Origin of the sequence: Murinocardiopsis flavida, assembly GCF_003014485.1 — a bacterium.
Taxonomy (GTDB): domain Bacteria; phylum Actinomycetota; class Actinomycetes; order Streptosporangiales; family Streptosporangiaceae; genus Murinocardiopsis; species Murinocardiopsis flavida.
In genome coordinates, this window is sequence record NZ_PYGA01000014.1 from 65814 (window position 1) to 83317 (window position 17504).

The window sequence follows — 17504 nt, forward strand, 5'->3', positions numbered from 1 at the left end:
CGGAGGTGCCGCCTCGACCGGTGGCCTCGGCACCGCCGGGCGGCGGCGCCGGCAGGCGGCGGGGCGCCGCGGTCATGAGCGGGAGGTGGGGTGAGCAAATGGGCGGCCCGGGGCGTCCGGGGAGACGGACACGACAGCTCGGCCCGGAGGGGCGGGATTGCGAGGGGGACCTCAGGTGTGGCGCCGCGCGCCGCTGAGAACGCTGAGAACCCTGAGACCGGTGCGGTCGGGAAAGACGGGAAGAGTGGGAACGGCGGGAACGGGGGAGAGCGGGTGAAGGTCGCTAGCCGTGGCCGTGCAACGCCTTGCAGCCGTAGTTCCGCACCTGTGAGCAGACGCCGGACACCGGGTCGGCTGCACTAGCGCCCCCGACGTCCGCGCACCGTACGGGGATGGCCTGGAGCAGGCACTCCCTCACCGCACGTGTGCATCTCATGGATCGAGTGTACGGCCGGGCGCCGCACCCGGGCGCCGCTCGACTCCTACCACTGCCGGTAGCAGGAACCCTGCTCGCGTATTCGGACGGAAAGGCGACGGTCGTCCGCGAACTCATCGCCGAAGCCCGGGCTGCGGCGGCGCAGTCGGCTCCGCTATCGGACGGGGCGGCGGCGGAGCGCCCGCAGACCGCCCCCTAGCCCGCCCCCGTTCCCCCGAAGGCAGCGGCCGGGTGCCAGGGGCCCTGAGGCCGGGGCCGAAACCGGACCCGGTGCTTCGCGCCGCTCGCGTACCGCGCGGAGCGGTCGCCTTCGACGCTGCGGGGTGGAGGGTGGTCGTGGGAGGGGCCGGGCTCCTTATGCCAGCGGGCGGTCACGTCCCGCCGGGCTGTCCCGTCGGGTGGGTATGAGCACTCTGCGCCATCGAACCGCGGTCCTCGGCGCGCGCGTCGGCCGTCGAACCGGCGGGCAGGATCGCGATCGCCGACCTGAACGCCACCCTCGTGGCGCGCACGTACTGTTCCATCCCTCGGGACCGCTGGATCCGCTGCGGGCCCGCCGCCGACCCGGCAGCCGCCCCCTCCGCCCTCACCCCATCCGCCACCTCCGCCCCCATCAGCGCTCCGGGGCGCCGTCCGTTAGGGAATCATGAACATCGTGACACCCGAGAGGATCGACGCGCTCCGTTCGCTGGCGTTCTCCATGGCGTACCGCATGCTCGGCCAGGCGGCCGACGCCGAGGACATCGCGCAGGAGGCCCTCGTCAAGCTGCTCGGCACGCCGAGGGTCGAGAACCAGGAGGCGCTGATCACCACGATCGCGACCCGGCTGAGCATCGACGTGCTCCGCTCGGCCCGCGCGCGGCGCGAGACCTACGTCGGCGATTGGCTGCCCGAACCGCTCGTCGCCGAGGACGCCGCCGGTCCCGCCCACGCCGAACTCGCCGACGACCTGTCGACCGCGTTCCTGGTCCTGCTGGAGACGCTCTCGCCGATCGAGCGGGCGGCGTTCCTGCTCCACGAGACCCTGGGCTTCAGCCACCGCGAGGCCGCCGCTGTCATCGACCGCTCCGAGCAGGCCACCCGCAAGATCGTGTCCAGGGCGCGCGCCCGCATCGCCGACCGCCGCCCCCGGCACGCCGACGCGCCGCGCCAACGCGCCGAACTCGTCGAACGGTTCCTCGCCGCATGCGAGCACGGTCTCGTGGACGAGTTCGTCGAACTCCTCCACGACGACGTCGTGCTGACCGGTGACAGCGGCGGCAACGTCCCACGCGGCGTCGCCATCAGCAAGCCGGTCTCCGGACGGCGGGGCGTGACGAAACTGCTCCTCGGCTTCAGCCGCTACATGGTCCCCGCGCACTTCGAGTCCAGGACCGTCAACGGGACCCCGGGTGCCGTGATCGTCGCCGAACCCGTGGTGGGCGGTGGCCTCATCGCCGTGATCGACTTCGAGTTCACCGAGGGGCGGATCAGCCATATCCGCTCCGTCATCAACCCCGACAAGCTCCGCCACCTCGGCCATCTCGCGGACCTGCACGCCTTCGCCAATGGGCGGACGCTTTGACCCGTCGCGCGACCGCCGTAGCAGCGCAACGGCGGCCTCGGTCAGCGCACTGGTCCGGGCGGGTGCGGGCGTGGGTGTGGCGAGTCCGGGGCCGGGTCCGGTTGGCTTGGTGGGTGCGGGCTCACCGCTGCTGCTCTTTCCCACCGGGGACAGGGCGCCGACAGCGGACAAGGCCGCCCAGCGAACCGGAGCCGCCTTCCGAGGACGGCCAGGACCCCGCTATCCATCGTTCAATGCGGCGGTTGATGGCGGCTTCCTGCTCAGCGAGTTTGCTCGCAGCAGGCGGGCGCCGAGCAGTGCGTACCACCCGAACCCAATGGCCAGGCTGACCCGCTGCCACAGCCCGTGGAACGCCCCTGTCTGGGCTGCGCTGTCGAACTGGTGGGCGGCGATCATCATCGTCGCGGGGGTGAGGACGCCTGCGGCAAGGGTGAGCATCGTCCACGCCCATTCCCCAGGACGCCCCATGGAGCGGTAGGCCGCGGCGAACATGGCGGCGGTCAGCGCTCCGAAGGTGGGGAACATGTTCAGGTCGTGGACCACGCCGTTCAGGGTGGGTTCGGTGGTCCCCTCGCTCCCGGGCGGGTAGCCGACGTAGGGGTCAACGGGGAAGATCCCTTGGACGACCAGGCCGATCCCGAAGAGGCCGGTGAACAGCGGGATCGCCACCGAACCGCGTCCGCCGTCCAGTTCTCGGCGAACGCCCACGGCGAAGGCGGTGGTCAGCAGGCCGACCGCGACGAAGTTGGCGGTCTGCACCCACCCGCCGTCGCCCAAGCTGAGTTCGCTTCCCCAGTGGTGCAGCGGGTCATAGCCGGGCCGCAGTGCGCCCGCGATGAGGAGCACGACGACGAACAGGAGCGGGGCCGCGCCGAAAGCGAGAAGGACCCGGGTCGCCCTGCTTGCCGCGGGGGTCGATGACGGTGGTGACGGCATGGCGGCTCCTTAGCAATGCTCAATCCTTATCGGCGCTAAGGTTCCTTATCGCTGCTAAGCTGTCAAGTCGTGGACGATGAAGGGCAGATCAAACGCACCGGGCTCGCACCCGACACTGTCGCCGCTGCGGCCGTGGAACTGCTCGACGAAGTCGGGCTGGACGGCCTGACAGTCCGTCGCCTGGCTGCTGAGCTGGGGGTCAGGTCACCTGCCCTGTACTGGCATTTCCGCGACAAGCGCGAACTGCTGGACCTGATGGCCCAGCATCTTCAGTCGCCACGGGAGGCACCGGGTCCACGTGATTCGGAAGGCTGGTCAGCGTGGGTCACCCGCCGTGCCCGCGAACGTCGTCACCTCCTCCTCTCACGCCGCGACGGCGCGCGGCTGGTCGTGGGGGCACGGTCCGGCCCCGCTGCGGCCCGGGCTTTCGACGCCGAGTTGACGGTGCTGGTGGGCTTCGGCTTCACCCCGGTCGAGGCGATGCGATCGATCATCTCCATCGGCCACTTCGTCACCGGCTTCGTCATGGAAGAGCAGGGCGCGCAGGGCGGTCGCCACAAAGACGACCCGGGTACCGCAGAGGACAGGCCGCGAGGACGAGGCACCGAGACGCCGTCAGCGTCGAACGCGGATACGCCCATGCTGTCTGCTGCCATCGCCGAAGGCGGCCCACCCGAAAGCGACGAGGCGTTCGAGCAGGGGCTAAGGCTGCTCGTGGATGGCATGGCCGTACTCCTACGCGACACCAAGGGGAGACCCCTTCGGCAGAACGCCCCCGGCCCCGAATAGGGAGTTCGGGGTATCGCATCGCTCGATGCGTTGAGCGACGATGAAGCATGCCGTTCCGCTGAGGCAACGGGGAAAAGCAGACGACCGCGACTGTCCATCACATTTCGATAACACGCCACAAGGCGCCAGGTCATTAACCCCAATCCCCGCGCACGCGGGGGTGAACCGCGTGGCCGCGCGCTCCGGCGAACAGCCCCCGCCGACCTTGGGCCTAGGGCACAGTGGTGTGCCATCACGGATACGAGGGACAGGAAAAGGCCCATGGGGTACGCGCGGCTGCTGGGGACACCCCGGATCGCCGGGCTGTGGGCCGCCCAGCTCCTCGCCGTGCTCGGCGCCCGCCTCTACGCCCTAGCGGTGATGTGGCTGGTATGGGAGACCACCGCCTCCGCGTTCCTCATGGGGTTGGTCGCAGTGCTGGAGTCGGTGCCCTACGTGATCATGGGCGCGGTCGGCCGCCGCGTCCTCGCCCGGATGGCGACGCTGCCCCGGCTGGCCGGGGTGGAGCTGGCGCGGGCGGGGATCGTCGGGGTGCTGCCGCTGCTGTGGGCGGTGCCCGAGGCGCGCACGCCCGCGCTGCTGGCCGTGGCGCTGCTGCTCGGCATCACCGGGGCGCTGATCGACCCGGTGCTGCCCGGCCTGGTCCCGGGCCTGGTGGACCGCGCCGACGCCCAGCCCGTCATGGGCCTGCTCGACCTCACCGGGCGCATCGCGCGCATCCTGGGTCCCGGATCGGCCGGGGCGCTGCTGCTGCTCGTCTCCGAGGTGCAGTTCTACTGGCTGACCGCCGGCGGGTTCGCGGTGAGCGCGGCCGCGCTGTGGGCGATCGGCCGCCACGCGGGCACCGCAGCACCACCCCAGCAGGAGGAGGACAGGGAACTGCCCGCCGCGCTGCCGCTGCTGCGCGCCCACCCCGCGGTGGCGTTCGCGGTCAGCTTGCACGGCTTCGGGATCTTCGCCGGGTCCGCCGCGGCGATCGGCATGCCGATCCTGCTGACCACGACATTCGATGGCGACGCCGCCGATTACGGGGTCATCACCGCGATCACCGCCGCCGGCGCACTGGCCGGCAACCTCGTCGTCGGCAACGCGCGGATCGGCGGCGGGTGGCTCACCGTGTACTGCGGGGCGTGGCTGGCCAGCGGCCTCACCCTGGCGGGGATGGGCGCGGCGCCGAACCTCTGGGCGCTGTGGGGGGTGGCGCTGCTGTCGGGGGCGGCGGCACCGATCTCCGGAGTGGCGCTGCACGGGGTCCTCGCCTCCCAGTTCGACCAGTCCGCGCGTGTGGCGCTGCTGGCCACCGACCAGATGGTCATCCGCGCGGCGGGCACGGCGGGGATGCTCATCGTCCCGCTCTACGTCGTGGTCCACCCGCCGCTGGCGTTCGCGGCCTCAGGACTGGCGCTGGCCGGGTGCGCCGTGGCGGGGCTGGCCATGGCACCCCGGCTCAGCCCTGCGCCGGTGCGGGTTTGAACACGCGGGCAGGCCCGCCCCATCAGGGCGGGCCTGCTGTTCAGCGGATCAGGCGTCCAGGCGCCAGTGGGTGACGGTGACGTCCTCCATGGGCACGCCGAGCTTCTGGTAGATGCGGGTGTGCATCGTGCCGAGCCACGCGTCCTTGCGGTCGGTGTAGAACTCCTCGTCGTACCAGGCCACGCCGAGCAGGACGGTGCCGCCGCCGTTGGGGTTGTCGGATTCGGCCTCCCAGTAGGTGTTCTGCCAGTCCCAGAGCATCGTCTCCTCGGGGCGGGCGCGCAGCCGCTCGTCGGAGTCGCGCAGCGACTCGATGACGCGACGGACGGTGGCCTCGTCGGGGCAGTAGTACCGGCAGTCGGAGAACGCGATGGCCTTCTTGTCGCCGCGACGCTCGTCGTCGCCGTCCTCTCCGACGAGGACGCGCACGCGGGTCACCGGCTCCACCGCCGGGTCGTACATGGTCAGGGTGGACATGGGGGGTTCCCTTCTCTGGCGGTCCGGTCACCGGGCGGCGGCCGGGACGGGTGTGAGGTGGGCGGGGTCGGTGCCGTCGCGCATCCGGCACCCGCCGGGGTGACGAAGCGAATGTTCAGGCCCACGCGCGGCGTCGCGGTCCTGTTGGCGGGGCTGAAGTGGACCAGGCGGGGGTCCATGGCCAGGCCGTGACCGGCCTCCACGGGGGCGGCCGTCCACACCCCCGGGGGCGGGCCCGCGATGGTCAGCGGGCGGCCCGGGGTGTCCGCGCGGCGGGTGCGCCGGTACCCGCCCGCGTGCGAGCCGGGGGCGACCCGCAGGCATCCCGCGTCCGCACTGGCGGGGGTGAGCGCCAGCCACAGGGTGACGGCGCGCGCCGGGTCCAGGGTGAGGTGGTCGTTGGTGCCGTCCTGGTGCGGCGGGACGACCATGTCGGCACCCGGAGCCTTGATGATCAGGAAGGTGTTCTCGATGAGCAGCGCGTCGCCGATGACGGCGCGCGCGGTCGCGGTCACCTCGGGGGAGCACACGAGGTCGCCGATGGCGGGGAGGGTGAGGTGGGGGTTGGCGGTGACCGGCGCCGCCGGGTCGATCCCCGCGCGGAGGGCGTCGACCTCGGCACGGTCGGCCCACGGGCCGACGTGGGCGTAGCCGAGCCGGGTGTAGCGGCTGATGTTGACGGGCCGCACCGATGACACGGGCATAGGGCCACCTTTAGTTACATTTAGTTAGGTAGTGATGTATTAATGGTGCGCTTCCTGCTGACACCGGTCAATAGGTAGTGACCTATCCTGGTGGCCAGAGAACGCAGCCAATGAGAGGAGGCAGCCATGGCGCGTTGGGAGACCATCACCGGGGAACTGCGCGAGGCCATCATCCGAGGGGAGATCGCCCCCGGCACCACGCTGCCGCGCGAGACCGACCTCGAAGAGCGCTACGGCGCCTCACGCACCACGGTCCGCCGCGCCGTCGAGGAACTGGAGGCCGAGGGGCTGGTGGAGAAGGTGCGCCGACGCGGCACCGTCGTGCGCCGGAGCCCGGCGCGCACACGCCTGACCCGGTCCCGCCGCGTCTACCGCGACGACATCGGCTATTTCTTCGACCGGACCGCCCAGGGCTGGCGCGCGCTGGAGACCCCGACCATCACCCGCGTGCCCGCCCCGGCCGACGTGGCGCGCCTCCTCGGGGTCGAGCCGGGCGGCGACGTCACCGCCCGCTCCCGGATCATGGGCGAGCCCGACACGGGCGAGGCTACCCAAGTCGCCGTCTCCTACCTGTCCCCCGACGCGGTCGCCGAACTGCCGGTACTTGCCGAACCCGACACCGGGCCGGGCGGCATCTACGACCGCATGGAGGAAGCCGGACACAGCCCCCTCGAATGGGAAGAGGCCATTTCCGCGCGCATGCCCAGCCCGGAGGAGGCCCGCCTTCTCGCGCTCGCGCCCGGCGTGCCCGTGCTGCGCATCGTCCGCACCACCCGCACCCCCGGCGGGCGCGTCCTGGAGGTGAACGCCACCGTGCTCAGCGCGGAGCGCTTCGAGATCGGGTACGCGATCGACCGCGACACGAGTGCAACCCCCTGATCGCGACCGTGGCCACCTTCGGCGAAACCATGACGTAGCGGGCGAGTCCGGCACAGCATCCCGATCACCTCTGGATGATCGGAGAATCATGAGGGCACTCCCCCTGGTCGGCGCCGCTGTCCTGGTCGTCGTCGCATGCACCAGTCCGCCGCCCGAGAAGGACAAGCCGGACCTCTCTGAGCAGGAGGCGTATGAGGACCAATCCCCGCGCACGCGGGGGTGAACCGGGAAGCGCGATCATGAGCGCGGCCAGCGGACCCCAATCCCCGCGCATGCGGGGATCTCCGGGACAAGTTCACGCGATGATCATCGAAGTGGAGGCGAGGACGGTAGCGGTCGGGGCTGGTCACTGTCGGTCTCCAACTCCGAGCGGCGGACCGCTCCGCCTCCTCTTGACTCCGGGTTCACACGGTGTGGTTGGGTGATCGTCGGCGCCGAGATCCGGATCGGAAGTTTGATGATCAACCGTTCGTTGTCCCCTGTATCCCCTGTCCCTGCTGCGGTCATCGCCGTGATTGCCTGGCTTGCGTCCGCTTTCCTGCTGGTGGGCCCGCTTCCCGCTGTCGGCCTGTACTTCGGGGAATGCCGGACGATGCTGGATCCGGGGATCGAGGGTTGGTGTGCCCGTGGGCAGGTGACCCAGTTGATGTACGCGGGAATTGCACTGCTGGTAGCGGTCCCGGCCACAGCCATGTGGGTGTACCGCGCGCTGTGGCGGGCCGTAATGCGCCGGGATCAGGCGAACTGACCCGACGGCCAGATGCACGCCCAGAGCGAAGGCCACCCACGCCCGAAGGTTCCATCAGGCCCTCCAAGTTCCGCGCATGGGGTGGACCTGCGGTCAGTCCGACCCGTGCGGGCCGATCGCCCTGGGGTATGTGTCCCTGGCCGGGCGGCGACGATTCAGCCCTGGATGGAGGCAGGCGGCATCCCGGCCACGATCCGGTGGGAGCTGCCGGGGGCCGGCGGGGCGGGCTCCGGCGGTCGTCATCGCCACGTGCGACCGGCGCGCAAATGCCTGATGACGTGAGCCGCGTCGCGGCCGGCTCCGCGCAGGGTGGCTGAGGAGAAGCTGCGCTGGAACTCCAGCCCGACGTAGCCCAGTCCGGGCACGGTGGTCGACACACCGCCGGTGTGCAGCGGGGCGCCACCGTCGTCAAGGGCCCCGGTGCCGTGGAGGTAGTCCAGGGCAGGGCGGTAGCCGGTGGCCAGGATGAGGGTGTCGATGCTCTCCCGGGTGCCGTCCGACCACTCGACCTTGCCGTCCTCCAGGCGGGTGAACATCGCGCGGCGGTCGGGGTTGCCGGTGGCGAACGCGGCCCGGTGGCGGCCGTCGTCGTTGACCAGCACCGGTCCCTTGAGCCAGATCTTGCGCAGGGGCGCGGAGTCCAGGCCGGTGCGCACGAACCACCAGTGGATGTCGCGCCCCAGCGGGCGGGCGTTCGCCCAGGCGATCGGGGACCGGCTGGCCAGCGTCACGCGCGCGGTGTCGGCGAGTTCGGTGGCGATCTGCACGGCTGAGTTCCCGGCTCCCACGATCACGACGCGCTGCCCGGCGAACGGGCAGGGGCGGCGGTAGTCGGCGGTGTGCAGGACGGTGCCGGTGAAGTCCGCCAGACCGGGCAGCACGGGCCGGTAGGGGCGGGAGAAACCCCCGGTCGCGGCGACCACGGCACGGGCGGCGAAGCTGCCGCCGTCGTCCGTGATCGCGGTGAAGGCGCCGTGCTCGGCTTGGATCCGGGTGACGCGGTGGCCGTGGCGGATGTCGGCGTCCAGGTGGGTGGCGTAGTCGCGCAGGTAGTCCACGATCTCGTCGCGCCGCGGGTAGCGGTCCCCGTCGCCGCCCAGCGCGCGCCCGGGCAGGGCGGAGAAGCGGGCAGGGGAGAACAGCGCGAGGCTGTCGTAGTAGTGCGGCCAGGACCCGCCGGCGTCCTCAGCGGCGTCCAGGAGGAGGGGGCGGAGACCGCGGCGGTTGGCGGCGCGGGCCGTTGCCAGGCCGGACTGGCCGCCGCCGATGATCAGCAAGGGGTACTCGGGCATCACGTGCTCCTGGTCGTGAGGGGGTTCACGGGCATGGGACAGGGACGGGCGTGCGGCGCGGCCGCCGTCGCCGAGGGCGTCTGCCAATGGACGTGGGCGGGTCGGGTCAGGTGGGGGGAGTGGACGCGGGGTCCCGGGTGGCCAGGGCCGCGCACGCCCCGAGGGCGCCGAGCGCGGCCAGGACGGCGAACACCGCTGGGAAGCCGCCCAAGACCGGTGCCATCGCCGCACCGGCCCAGGGGGCCAGGGCGATGCACAGCATGAGCGGGGTGTGCAGGATCCCGTTGAGGACGGCGTAGTCGTCGGTTCCCCACCGGTCGGTCACCGCGGTGGCCTGCACCAGGGTGAAGATCCCGCGGGCCATTCCGGCGAGTAGGGCGATGAGCAGCAGCACGACCAGCGGGCCGGGCACGGCCGCGAACAACGCCGTACTGATCGCGCAGGTGGCGAGCACCGCCACCGCGCGGGCAACCGGGCCGGTGCGCCGTTCCAGCGGAGCGTAGACCAGCCGCCCCAGCACCTGGCCGAGGCCGCCGATCCCCAGAGCCCACGCTGCCGTCGCGGTATCCAGCCCTCGGGCCTGAAGCAGGGGGACGAGGTTCACCACGACCGCGTACACCCCGAAGGCGCCCAGCGACAACGACGCCGCCAGCGCCACGAAGCCCCGGCTGGTCACCACGCCGCGCACCTGGGAGGTGCGCGTGCGACCGGTGCGGGTGCCGGGGGCCCGCTGCCGCCAGGCGGGGTTCAGGGCCAGGGCGTGCAGCGGCAGCACCACCACGGCCAGGGCACCGGCCAGCACGAGGTAGGTGCCGCGCCAGCCCATTGCGTGCTCCAGGACGGCGGTCAGCGGGGCGAAGATCGTGCTGGCCAGCCCCGCGACGAGCGTGAGTGCGGTCAGCGCCTTCACCCGGCCGCCGCCGTACCAGGCGGTGAGCGCGGCGAAGGCCGGCGGGTAGAACAGTCCGGCCATCGCCGCGCCCGCCGCCAGCCACCCCGCCGCGAACACCCACAGGGACGGTGCAAGGGCGATCGCGACCAGCGCGGGCACGGCCGCCCCCGCGCTCAGGGTCATCACGATGCGCGGGCCGCGCGCCTGCAACCACCGGCCCACAACGGCCCCCGCGAGTCCGGCCACCACCTGTGAGCCCGAGAACGCCGCAGTGAGCGCGCCCAGCGACCAGCCGGTGTCCGCCCTGATCGCCGGAGCGAGCACCGGGAAGGCGTAGAACAGCACCCCGTAGCTGGTGGTCACGGTGACACACAGCGCGACCAGCGCCCGTTCGGCGCCCGGAGCGTCCGCCATCCCGGAAGCCGGGCCGCTCGGTGCCGGGCGACTCATCTCAGCAGTGGCAGGGACGGACGGGTCAGGGCAGGACGGGTCAGGGACGGACGGGTCGGCTCGACCGTCTCAGGGTCCGGACCGCAGCACCCGGCCGCACCCGCTGCCGATTCGGGTGCGTCGAAGAGGCCCGATCCGCCGCACACACCGGTGTCGGGCAGGGTGAGTTCGACCCTCGCGGCGGCCTCGTGGTCGCCCGCGAGTTCGGCGGCGATGCTGCGGACCTGCTCGAACCCTGTCAGCGCGAGGAAGGTGGGCGCCCGGCCGTAGGACTTCATCCCCGCCAGGTAGAAGCCCTGCTCGAGGTGCGACAGCTCCGCCACTCCGTGGGGGTAGACGGTGCCGCAGGAGTGCACGTTGGGGTCGATCAGCGGCGCCAGTTCCACCGGGGCCTGCAAGGTGGGGTCGAGTCCGAGGCGGATCTCGGAGAGGAACGAGAGGTCGGGGCGGAATCCGGTCAGGGTCACGACCTCGTCCACCGCGTCCAGTTCGCGCCCGGTGTCGTCGACCAGCACCACCCGGCCGCCTTCGGCGCGGCGCACCCCGTCGGTGCGGAAGCCGGTGACGACCTCGATGCGCCCGGCCGCCACGGCGGCCCGGGCCCGCTGTCCCAGCGCGCCCCGGGCGGCGAGCTGGTCGGCGGCCCCGCCGCCGAACGCGTCACCGACGTCGCCCCGGCGCAATACCCACACCGCCCGGGTCGCGGGGGCCTGCTCGGCGAGTTCGGCCAGGGCCACCAGCGCGGTCAGGGCCGAATGGCCGCGCCCCACGACCGCGGTGCGCCGGTCGGCGTAGCGGGCCCGCTGCGCCGGTTCGGTGAGGTCGGGGGCGCGGTAGGAGATCCGTTCGGCGGCCGCGGCTTCGCCCAGAGCGGGAAGCCCGTCGCCGCCCACCGGGTTGGGGGAGCCCCAGGTGCCCGAGGCGTCGATCACCGCGCGGGCGATGATCCGCTCCTCCTGTCCACCGGTAAGGCGGACGTGGACGGTGAAGGGCTGCGCGTCCCTCCCGGTGTCCACGACACGATCGCGTCCCTGCCGGCTCACCCCGGTGACCTCGGCGCCGAGGCGCACGCGCGGGCCCAGCGCGGCCGCGAGTGGCGCGAGGTACCGTGCGGCCCACTCGGCGCCGGTGGGATAGGCCGCATCGTCGGGCCGGTCCCACCCAGTGGCGGCGAGCAGCGTGGCGGCGGCAGGGTCCACCAGGTCGCGCCACATGGAGAACAGTCGGACGTGGCCCCACTCGGCCACCGCTGCGCCGGCCCGGTCGCCCTTCTCCAGCACCAGCACCGGCATTCCGCGCTCGGCCAGCTCCGCGGCCGCGGCAAGCCCTACCGGGCCCGCGCCGATCACCACAACCGGACGTTCCTCGCTCACGACAACCTCTTTCATCGATGTGCGTCGATTAAGGGCGACTGTATCGATGGTCATCGATGGACGCAATCATCGATCGTGGTCGATAATGCGTGGGTGACCATCACGACGCACGCGCCACTGCCGACCCTGCCGTCCGGCGACGCCCAGACCTACGCCGCCTGGTTCGCCTGCCTCGCCGACCCCACCCGCGTCCGCCTCCTGCACTCCGTGGCCTCGGCCCCCGGCCCCGCCACTGTCGGGGACCTCGCGTCGGCGCTGGGCATCGGCCAGCCGACCGTCTCCCACCACCTGCGCAAGCTCGCCGAGGTCGGCTTCGTCACGCTCACCAAGGACGGCACCGCCACACGCGTGGCGATCAACCCCGCCTGCTGTAGCGGACTGCCGCACGCCGCCGACGCGGTCATGGGCCTGCTCGACTCCCGCCCCTGCTGCCCCACCGACCTGCCCGCCGACGTCACCGTGCGCCCCATGGACGACCGCGACCTCGACACCGTGCGACGCATCTACGCCGAAGGCACCACCACCGGCCAGGCCGCCTTCGAGATCGAAGCACCGAATCCCCACGATCCCCACGACCTCTCCGAGACCGAAGCACCGGACCCCCACGACCTCACGGCCGCATGGCACGAGGGGCACCGGTGGGTGGCCGAACGCGACGGCGAAGTGGTCGGCTGGGCGGCACTCGCCCCGGTATCCGCACGCGCGGTCTACGCGGGGGTCGCCGAGACCTCCGTCCATGTGCGCGAGACCGCCCGCGGGCGCGGCGTGGGCAAGGCGCTGATCCACCGCCAGGTCACCGCGGCCGACGCCGACGGCCTGTGGACGCTCCAGACCTCGGTGTTCCCCGAGGACAAGGCGAGCCTCGCCCTGCACCGGTCCGCCGGGTACCGCACCGTGGGCATCCGCGAACGCATCGCCCGCCACAACGGCACCTGGCGCGACACCGTCCTCCTCGAACGCCGCCGCAACGACGCCCCCGAAACCCCGGGCCCGGTGTGTGGATAGACGTTCGGCGAGCCGCGGCCTCGCTGCGCGGGCGCGGTGCCTTCGCACGGGTCAGAACTGGTCGCCGCCTACTGCTTGACCGATCGGGAACGTGTGCCGGGTCGCGGCGCAGATCGTCTCCAGCGCGTGAATCGGCACGTCATCGGTGCTGACGCTGACCCGCAGTACCTGTACGACCCACTCGCCCGGGATGTCCAGCAGGTCGGCCTCGTATGGCGTCGGCGGGCGCGCGGTCAGCGTCTCTGTGGCGTGGCTGAAGTGATGTCCGAGATCCTCGATGGCGTCTTGCAGTGTGGGGAGAACGAACCCCTCGCCAGCGAGGCGCGTCCCCTCGGCGACGTCGGTCCGGAAGTAGGACGTCGCGATCCGGACCGGAACATCGTTGGCCCAGAACATCTTGCGCCGCGCGATGACGTCGCCCTCAGCGTCCACGCGCAGGGCCGCCGCGACGTGCTCGTTCGCCGGTTCGGCGCCCACGAACAGCATCTTGCGAGCCGGGGTGAGTCCTTGCCGATCGGCCTCGGTGAGGTAGAGCGACTTCGAGCCCCGCACGCTCGGCGGTGTGGGAAGTGCCCGTTCGACGAGTACGCGCGGGCGCGGGTGCAGCGGCCCAGTTGGCGCCCGGTGATTGGCGTCGCCGCCGGCCTTCTTCATCTGAGACACCCGGCCCGGCGATACGCCGAGACGTTTCGCGATGTCATCCTGCCGCAAGCCGGACTCCTGCGCTTCGATGATCGCGGCCCTGCGGATCCGGGAGAGCTCGACGGACTGACCTTGTAGCGTCCCCATCGCGCCCGAAGCCGCACTGGCTCGGTCGAGTGGGTCAATGATGGCTGCAATGTCGTGCAGCGTCCTCGCATCCACGCTGGTCGTCCCCTACTGGTCGAAACCCGCCCGACTTTAGCCCCCTATTGAGCTTGCTCCGGCCGCGTGGCCTGAAGCATAAGCCTTGGGACCAGGACGAAGCAGTAAGCGATCAAACCCCGCGTACGCGGGGGCGAACCCCTGCACATCCTGTCCGCCAATATGGACGGCTTCCGAGCCCCGCGTGGGCGGGGTGGGTGGCCGTGGTGGTTCGTGCGACGCCGGGTGTGGATCGGGTCGCGCGCCACGTGTGATCCGGGCCGGGGCGTGTCGTCGGCCGATCCTGGCAGTGGGGCGCGGCGATGCGGTTCTGGGGATTCGGTGGGCGGCTAGTCGGTAGGCGCGGGGGTCACGCAGGCGGCCAGGTCATCGTGCAGTCGCCGCTGCTGTGTTTGGGACAGCGGGGAGAACAGCTGCTGTTCGACGGCGCGTACGGCGACGCTGGCCTGATGCAGCGTCGTGCGTCCGGCCGGGGTGAGTTCGGTGGGCAGTTCCCGCCCATGGGCGGGCTGGTCGGGCCTCGTGAGCATGCCCCGCTCTTGGAGGCGGCGGAGGACGAGGTTCATCGACTGGCGGGTGACGAAGGCGCGTCGGGCGAGTTCGGAGTTGGACAGTCCGGGGTGCTGCCCGAGCAGTTCGAGGCATGCGTACTGGGCGACGGTCAGGCCGAGCGGTCGCAGTACCCCGTCCATCGCGGCGTTGAGCGCGGCTTGCACCTGCTTGATGACGTAGCCCACCGACTTGTCCACAGCGCCGACGGTCTCGTGTTGCTTCATGTCAGTAGTCTGACATAGTGTTCTTATGTCAGGAAGCTGACATGTCGAAAGGGGAACGGTTATGAATGGACAGGTCACCTACTTCGAGCTGCCGAGCACCGACATCGATGCGACGCAGCAGTTCTGGGGTTCGCTGTTCGGTTGGAAGTTCAACGAGGGCAACTTCCCGGGCTACTCGATGATCCAGGGGTCCGAGCCCATGGGCGGATCGCCGCACGACGATGCGACGCGACACCCGCGCATCTACTTCGCCGTCGATGACATCGCCGCCGCCGTCTCTCGCGTGCGCGAGCTGGGCGGCACGGCGGAAGACCCGGTCACCATCCCGTCGGGTCTCTTCGCACACTGCAAAGACGACCAGGGTGTGGAGTTCAGCCTGTCCCAGCAGGCATGAGACCGCGCTTGATCGCATCAGGGGTCGGCGGGCGAGACCCGAAGCGATCCGGCCCGCTCTTGAGAGCGTTGCTGCCGCTGGCTGCGTTTGCGGTCGGCGCAGACGCATTCGCGACGGCCGGCCTTCCGCCGGTCATCGCTGAGGGACCCACTGTGGCTGCGACCTGGCCGTTGAGGCGAGCCAGGTCGCGGCCACAGTCCTCAGGGTGAAAAGGAAGCACATGAGGGGACGGGATCTGGGGCTGGGCTGAAACGGTCGGTGTGCGCGGTGGGGAAGCAGCAGCAAGGGCGTGTGGGGGCCGAGGGCTCGGGTGCGTCGGCCGGGGGTGTGCGAGGGCTGGGGCAGGCGACGGGGCAGCGACGGCGGGCGGTGGGTCGGGCGCGCGCGGTAGACCACCGCGGCGTTGGGGGTGGGATCGCTGCGCCGCCGCATTGCGGCGCAGCGCACTGATGCGCAGGTCAGAGAATTGGATGCTGCGCCCCGCAAACCCGGTTGTCTCACATGGTGGGCAGCCATTGGGGGTCGCCATCCAGACAGCACCCGCATGACGGCTGGATGGTTATCCCGCCGCCCGTTTGGTCTGCACGGCCCGCGAAAAAGGGACACTACGCCGGAATTCGGCCGCGCGGCGAGCGCCCCGGTCATATGTCAGTCCGAATGATGGACATGATCTTGCCGCGGGGTCCGAATCAGCGCCCCGTCACCTTGCATCACGAGAACAAAAAGTACATACGCCTCCATTTTGTCCTTCGTGAGTAGCGCTCTGCGCAGGTAGCCGTCGTTTCCGCTTTGCGGGGGTGCGGGTGGGCGCGGGGTGTCCTCCGGGAATTCGCACTCGACCGCCCACTCCGGCCCACCACCGGCCTTCGCTGCCCTGTCGCCTGCTCGGCCCCTGCGCACCCCACCTGAGACCGCCGAGCCCTGGCCCCCGCCCGCTTTTAGTGCTGTTTCTTCCCACTGGGGCCCGGGAGGTGAGAGCGGAGAAGGCCGCACGGCGCCGGAGTCGCCTTCCTGTGGTGAGCGTGCTCGTGGTTCACTCGGAAAGTCGTTCCCGTGAATACGGAAAGGTCTGTTCTTCTCGCAGTGCTCAATCGTGGTTGGGCCAGGATGGAGCACTGCGGCGCGGTTGAGGTGGCGGAGTGCGATAGATGACCATGGACATTCATCACATTTCAATAACGCGCCACAAAGTGCCAGGTCATTAACTCCAAGCCCCGCGCATGCGGGGGTGAACCCAGGAGGAGGGCCTGGATGATCGTCATCAGCAGCCAAGCCCCGCGCATGCGGGGGTGAACCGACGCGACCGCCCTGTTCGACGGCGAGGAGCTGCCAAGCCCCGCGCACGCGGGGGTGGGTGGTCTGATCAGTGGGGTGGGGGGTGGCGTGGGTCGGCGGTGGCCTTGAAGGCGTTGAGGATGCGGGTGCGCACGGCGGTGGGGCCGATGGGCAGGGTGGCGGCGATTTCGCGGTAGCTCTCGCCGTTGGTGTGGCGGGTGAGGAGTTCGGTGTCGGTGGTGCCGATGTCGCGGCGGTTGCGGGGCGCCCGTGCGGGGGCCGGGGTGGCGGGGGTCCCGCTGTCGGATCCCTGGTCGCGGTGGGTGCGTTTGCGGGTGCGTTGGCGGGCGGTGGTGGTGACGTGCTTGGGGCGGTCGCGTCCGGTGCGGACGTCGTTGCCCCAGGCGCGGGTGGGGGTTTCGCCTTCCAGCCACAGGGCGGTGAAGGCGCGCCGGGCGCGGGAGATCAGCGAGTAGAAGCTGGACACCGGCAGGCCGAGGGATTCGGCCGCCGCGGTGTAGTCGCCGTGGTCGTAGAGGGCGCGGATGAGTTGTTGGTTGCGGGGGGTCAGGGCGGCCCAGATCTGGTCCAGGGCCAGGCGTTCCACGACGCGTTCTTCGGGGCTTCCGGTGGGGGTGGCGGCGAGCATCCAGTAGCGGTGGAACTGGGGTGCGGACCCGTGGGGGGTCTGGCCGTGGGTGGAGCGGTGCTTGCGGGTGTGGGTGGTGATGGTGTTCCACCCGGCGCGGATCAGATCCCAGTAGGCGGGGGGTTCGGTGGCGGTGTAGAGGTGTTCGGCGATGGCCGACCAGGCGGCGTCGCGGCGCTCTTCCCACGGAACCGGAGTCGGGTAGCGGTACTGGGTGGCGGCGTAGTTGGCGAGGCGGGCGAGGGCGCGGGCGGTGTAGCCGTGGCGCAAGGGCTGGTCCTCCGGGCCGGTGGATTCCGTGGGGCCATCGGAGTCGGCGGGAGTGGTGTCCCTGGGCTCGGCGAGGTCTCTAGGATCGGCGGTCTCGCCCGGGTCGGCGGCATCGGCGGCGTCGGCGGCGTCGGTGGGTTCGGCCGGGTCCGCAAGGGCTGTGTGCGGGGTGCCGGTGGGCGGGGGCATGCCGGTCTCCCAGGGAGTACGGACGCCCGGCTCCCGGTGGAGGCGGGCGTGGTCGGGTCGGGGTGGGCG

17 protein-coding genes are annotated in these 17504 nt (G+C 71.3%); 8 read left to right on the forward strand and 9 right to left on the reverse strand.

Annotation, left to right across the window (positions count from 1 at the left end; translation table 11 throughout):
- The first annotated feature begins 1082 nt into the window (after window positions 1-1082).
- On the forward strand, window positions 1083-2000 hold the full coding sequence (gene sigJ / locus CLV63_RS19385; RefSeq protein WP_106584571.1) for an RNA polymerase sigma factor SigJ: 918 nt from the start codon (window positions 1083-1085) through the stop codon (window positions 1998-2000).
- Between the two features lie 219 nt (window positions 2001-2219).
- On the opposite strand, the gene CLV63_RS19390 is transcribed toward sigJ, so the two are convergent.
- Complete coding sequence (locus tag CLV63_RS19390; RefSeq protein ID WP_106584572.1) at window positions 2220-2936, reverse strand: DUF998 domain-containing protein; 717 nt, start codon at window positions 2934-2936, stop codon at window positions 2220-2222.
- A gap of 69 nt (window positions 2937-3005) precedes the next feature.
- Here CLV63_RS19390 and CLV63_RS19395 point away from each other — a divergent pair, with 69 nt between their 5' ends.
- A complete protein-coding gene (locus CLV63_RS19395; protein WP_245928913.1) occupies window positions 3006-3725 on the forward strand; it encodes a TetR/AcrR family transcriptional regulator C-terminal domain-containing protein in 720 nt (239 codons plus the stop codon).
- Between the two features lie 261 nt (window positions 3726-3986).
- Window positions 3987-5198 (forward strand): MFS transporter, encoded by a 1212-nt coding sequence (locus CLV63_RS19400; RefSeq protein ID WP_106584573.1) that lies wholly within the window; start codon window positions 3987-3989, stop codon window positions 5196-5198.
- Window positions 5199-5246: 48 nt separating this feature from the next.
- Here the strand turns inward: CLV63_RS19400 and CLV63_RS19405 are convergent, their stop codons facing one another.
- The gene (locus tag CLV63_RS19405) at window positions 5247-5675 is read right to left on the reverse strand and encodes a hypothetical protein (RefSeq protein WP_211301381.1); all 429 of its coding nucleotides are present in this window, start codon (window positions 5673-5675) and stop codon (window positions 5247-5249) included.
- The gene (locus CLV63_RS19410; protein WP_106584574.1) at window positions 5663-6379 is read right to left on the reverse strand and encodes a phytanoyl-CoA dioxygenase family protein; all 717 of its coding nucleotides are present in this window, start codon (window positions 6377-6379) and stop codon (window positions 5663-5665) included. The genes CLV63_RS19405 and CLV63_RS19410 overlap by 13 nt, the downstream gene beginning before the upstream one ends.
- A 126-nt stretch (window positions 6380-6505) precedes the next feature.
- Between CLV63_RS19410 and CLV63_RS19415 the strand changes: the two genes are divergently transcribed.
- The 3 genes from CLV63_RS19415 to CLV63_RS19420 all read left to right on the forward strand — a co-directional run bounded on the left by CLV63_RS19415 (window position 6506) and on the right by CLV63_RS19420 (window position 8006).
- Entirely contained in the window at window positions 6506-7258 is a 753-nt protein-coding gene (locus tag CLV63_RS19415; RefSeq protein WP_106584575.1) for a GntR family transcriptional regulator, read from the forward strand.
- An 88-nt stretch (window positions 7259-7346) separates the two neighbouring features.
- A complete protein-coding gene (locus tag CLV63_RS35045) occupies window positions 7347-7481 on the forward strand; it encodes a hypothetical protein (protein ID WP_281260746.1) in 135 nt (44 codons plus the stop codon).
- Window positions 7482-7679: 198 nt separating this feature from the next.
- A complete protein-coding gene (locus tag CLV63_RS19420; protein ID WP_106584576.1) occupies window positions 7680-8006 on the forward strand; it encodes a hypothetical protein in 327 nt (108 codons plus the stop codon).
- Window positions 8007-8245: 239 nt separating this feature from the next.
- Here CLV63_RS19420 and CLV63_RS19425 read toward each other — a convergent pair whose 3' ends face one another.
- From CLV63_RS19425 to CLV63_RS19435, 3 genes are all read right to left on the reverse strand, one after another.
- Entirely contained in the window at window positions 8246-9298 is a 1053-nt protein-coding gene (locus CLV63_RS19425; RefSeq protein WP_106584577.1) for a flavin-containing monooxygenase, read from the reverse strand.
- A gap of 106 nt (window positions 9299-9404) precedes the next feature.
- Window positions 9405-10604 carry an MFS transporter gene (locus tag CLV63_RS19430; protein WP_245928914.1) on the reverse strand — a complete coding sequence of 400 codons (1200 nt, stop codon included), beginning with the start codon at window positions 10602-10604 and terminating at the stop codon, window positions 9405-9407.
- A gap of 32 nt (window positions 10605-10636) precedes the next feature.
- Entirely contained in the window at window positions 10637-12013 is a 1377-nt protein-coding gene (locus CLV63_RS19435) for an FAD-dependent oxidoreductase (RefSeq protein WP_106584579.1), read from the reverse strand.
- Between the two features lie 93 nt (window positions 12014-12106).
- Between CLV63_RS19435 and CLV63_RS19440 the strand changes: the two genes are divergently transcribed.
- Window positions 12107-13018: a helix-turn-helix domain-containing GNAT family N-acetyltransferase gene (locus CLV63_RS19440; RefSeq protein WP_245928915.1), complete on the forward strand. Its 912-nt coding sequence runs from the start codon at window positions 12107-12109 to the stop codon at window positions 13016-13018.
- A 51-nt stretch (window positions 13019-13069) separates the two neighbouring features.
- Here CLV63_RS19440 and CLV63_RS19445 read toward each other — a convergent pair whose 3' ends face one another.
- A complete protein-coding gene (locus CLV63_RS19445) occupies window positions 13070-13882 on the reverse strand; it encodes a UTRA domain-containing protein (RefSeq protein ID WP_106584580.1) in 813 nt (270 codons plus the stop codon).
- A gap of 329 nt (window positions 13883-14211) precedes the next feature.
- Window positions 14212-14658 carry a MarR family winged helix-turn-helix transcriptional regulator gene (locus CLV63_RS19450; RefSeq protein ID WP_106584581.1) on the reverse strand — a complete coding sequence of 149 codons (447 nt, stop codon included), beginning with the start codon at window positions 14656-14658 and terminating at the stop codon, window positions 14212-14214.
- Between the two features lie 61 nt (window positions 14659-14719).
- Between CLV63_RS19450 and CLV63_RS19455 the strand changes: the two genes are divergently transcribed.
- Window positions 14720-15052: a VOC family protein gene (locus tag CLV63_RS19455; RefSeq protein WP_106584582.1), complete on the forward strand. Its 333-nt coding sequence runs from the start codon at window positions 14720-14722 to the stop codon at window positions 15050-15052.
- A gap of 1363 nt (window positions 15053-16415) precedes the next feature.
- On the opposite strand, the gene CLV63_RS19460 is transcribed toward CLV63_RS19455, so the two are convergent.
- Complete coding sequence (locus CLV63_RS19460) at window positions 16416-17435, reverse strand: RNA polymerase sigma factor (protein WP_106584583.1); 1020 nt, start codon at window positions 17433-17435, stop codon at window positions 16416-16418.
- Window positions 17436-17504 lie beyond the last annotated feature (69 nt).

Coding starts and splice junctions, on each gene's coding strand:
- sigJ (WP_106584571.1), top strand. CDS start 1,083: ATGAACATCGTGACACCCGAGAGGATCGACGCGCTCCGTTCGCTGGCG.
- CLV63_RS19390 (WP_106584572.1), bottom strand. CDS start 2,936: ATGCCGTCACCACCGTCATCGACCCCCGCGGCAAGCAGGGCGACCCGG.
- CLV63_RS19400 (WP_106584573.1), top strand. CDS start 3,987: ATGGGGTACGCGCGGCTGCTGGGGACACCCCGGATCGCCGGGCTGTGG.
- CLV63_RS19405 (WP_211301381.1), bottom strand. CDS start 5,675: ATGTCCACCCTGACCATGTACGACCCGGCGGTGGAGCCGGTGACCCGC.
- CLV63_RS19410 (WP_106584574.1), bottom strand. CDS start 6,379: ATGCCCGTGTCATCGGTGCGGCCCGTCAACATCAGCCGCTACACCCGG.
- CLV63_RS19415 (WP_106584575.1), top strand. CDS start 6,506: ATGGCGCGTTGGGAGACCATCACCGGGGAACTGCGCGAGGCCATCATC.
- CLV63_RS35045 (WP_281260746.1), top strand. CDS start 7,347: ATGAGGGCACTCCCCCTGGTCGGCGCCGCTGTCCTGGTCGTCGTCGCA.
- CLV63_RS19425 (WP_106584577.1), bottom strand. CDS start 9,298: ATGCCCGAGTACCCCTTGCTGATCATCGGCGGCGGCCAGTCCGGCCTG.
- CLV63_RS19430 (WP_245928914.1), bottom strand. CDS start 10,604: ATGGCGGACGCTCCGGGCGCCGAACGGGCGCTGGTCGCGCTGTGTGTC.
- CLV63_RS19450 (WP_106584581.1), bottom strand. CDS start 14,658: ATGAAGCAACACGAGACCGTCGGCGCTGTGGACAAGTCGGTGGGCTAC.
- CLV63_RS19455 (WP_106584582.1), top strand. CDS start 14,720: ATGAATGGACAGGTCACCTACTTCGAGCTGCCGAGCACCGACATCGAT.
- CLV63_RS19460 (WP_106584583.1), bottom strand. CDS start 17,435: ATGCCCCCGCCCACCGGCACCCCGCACACAGCCCTTGCGGACCCGGCC.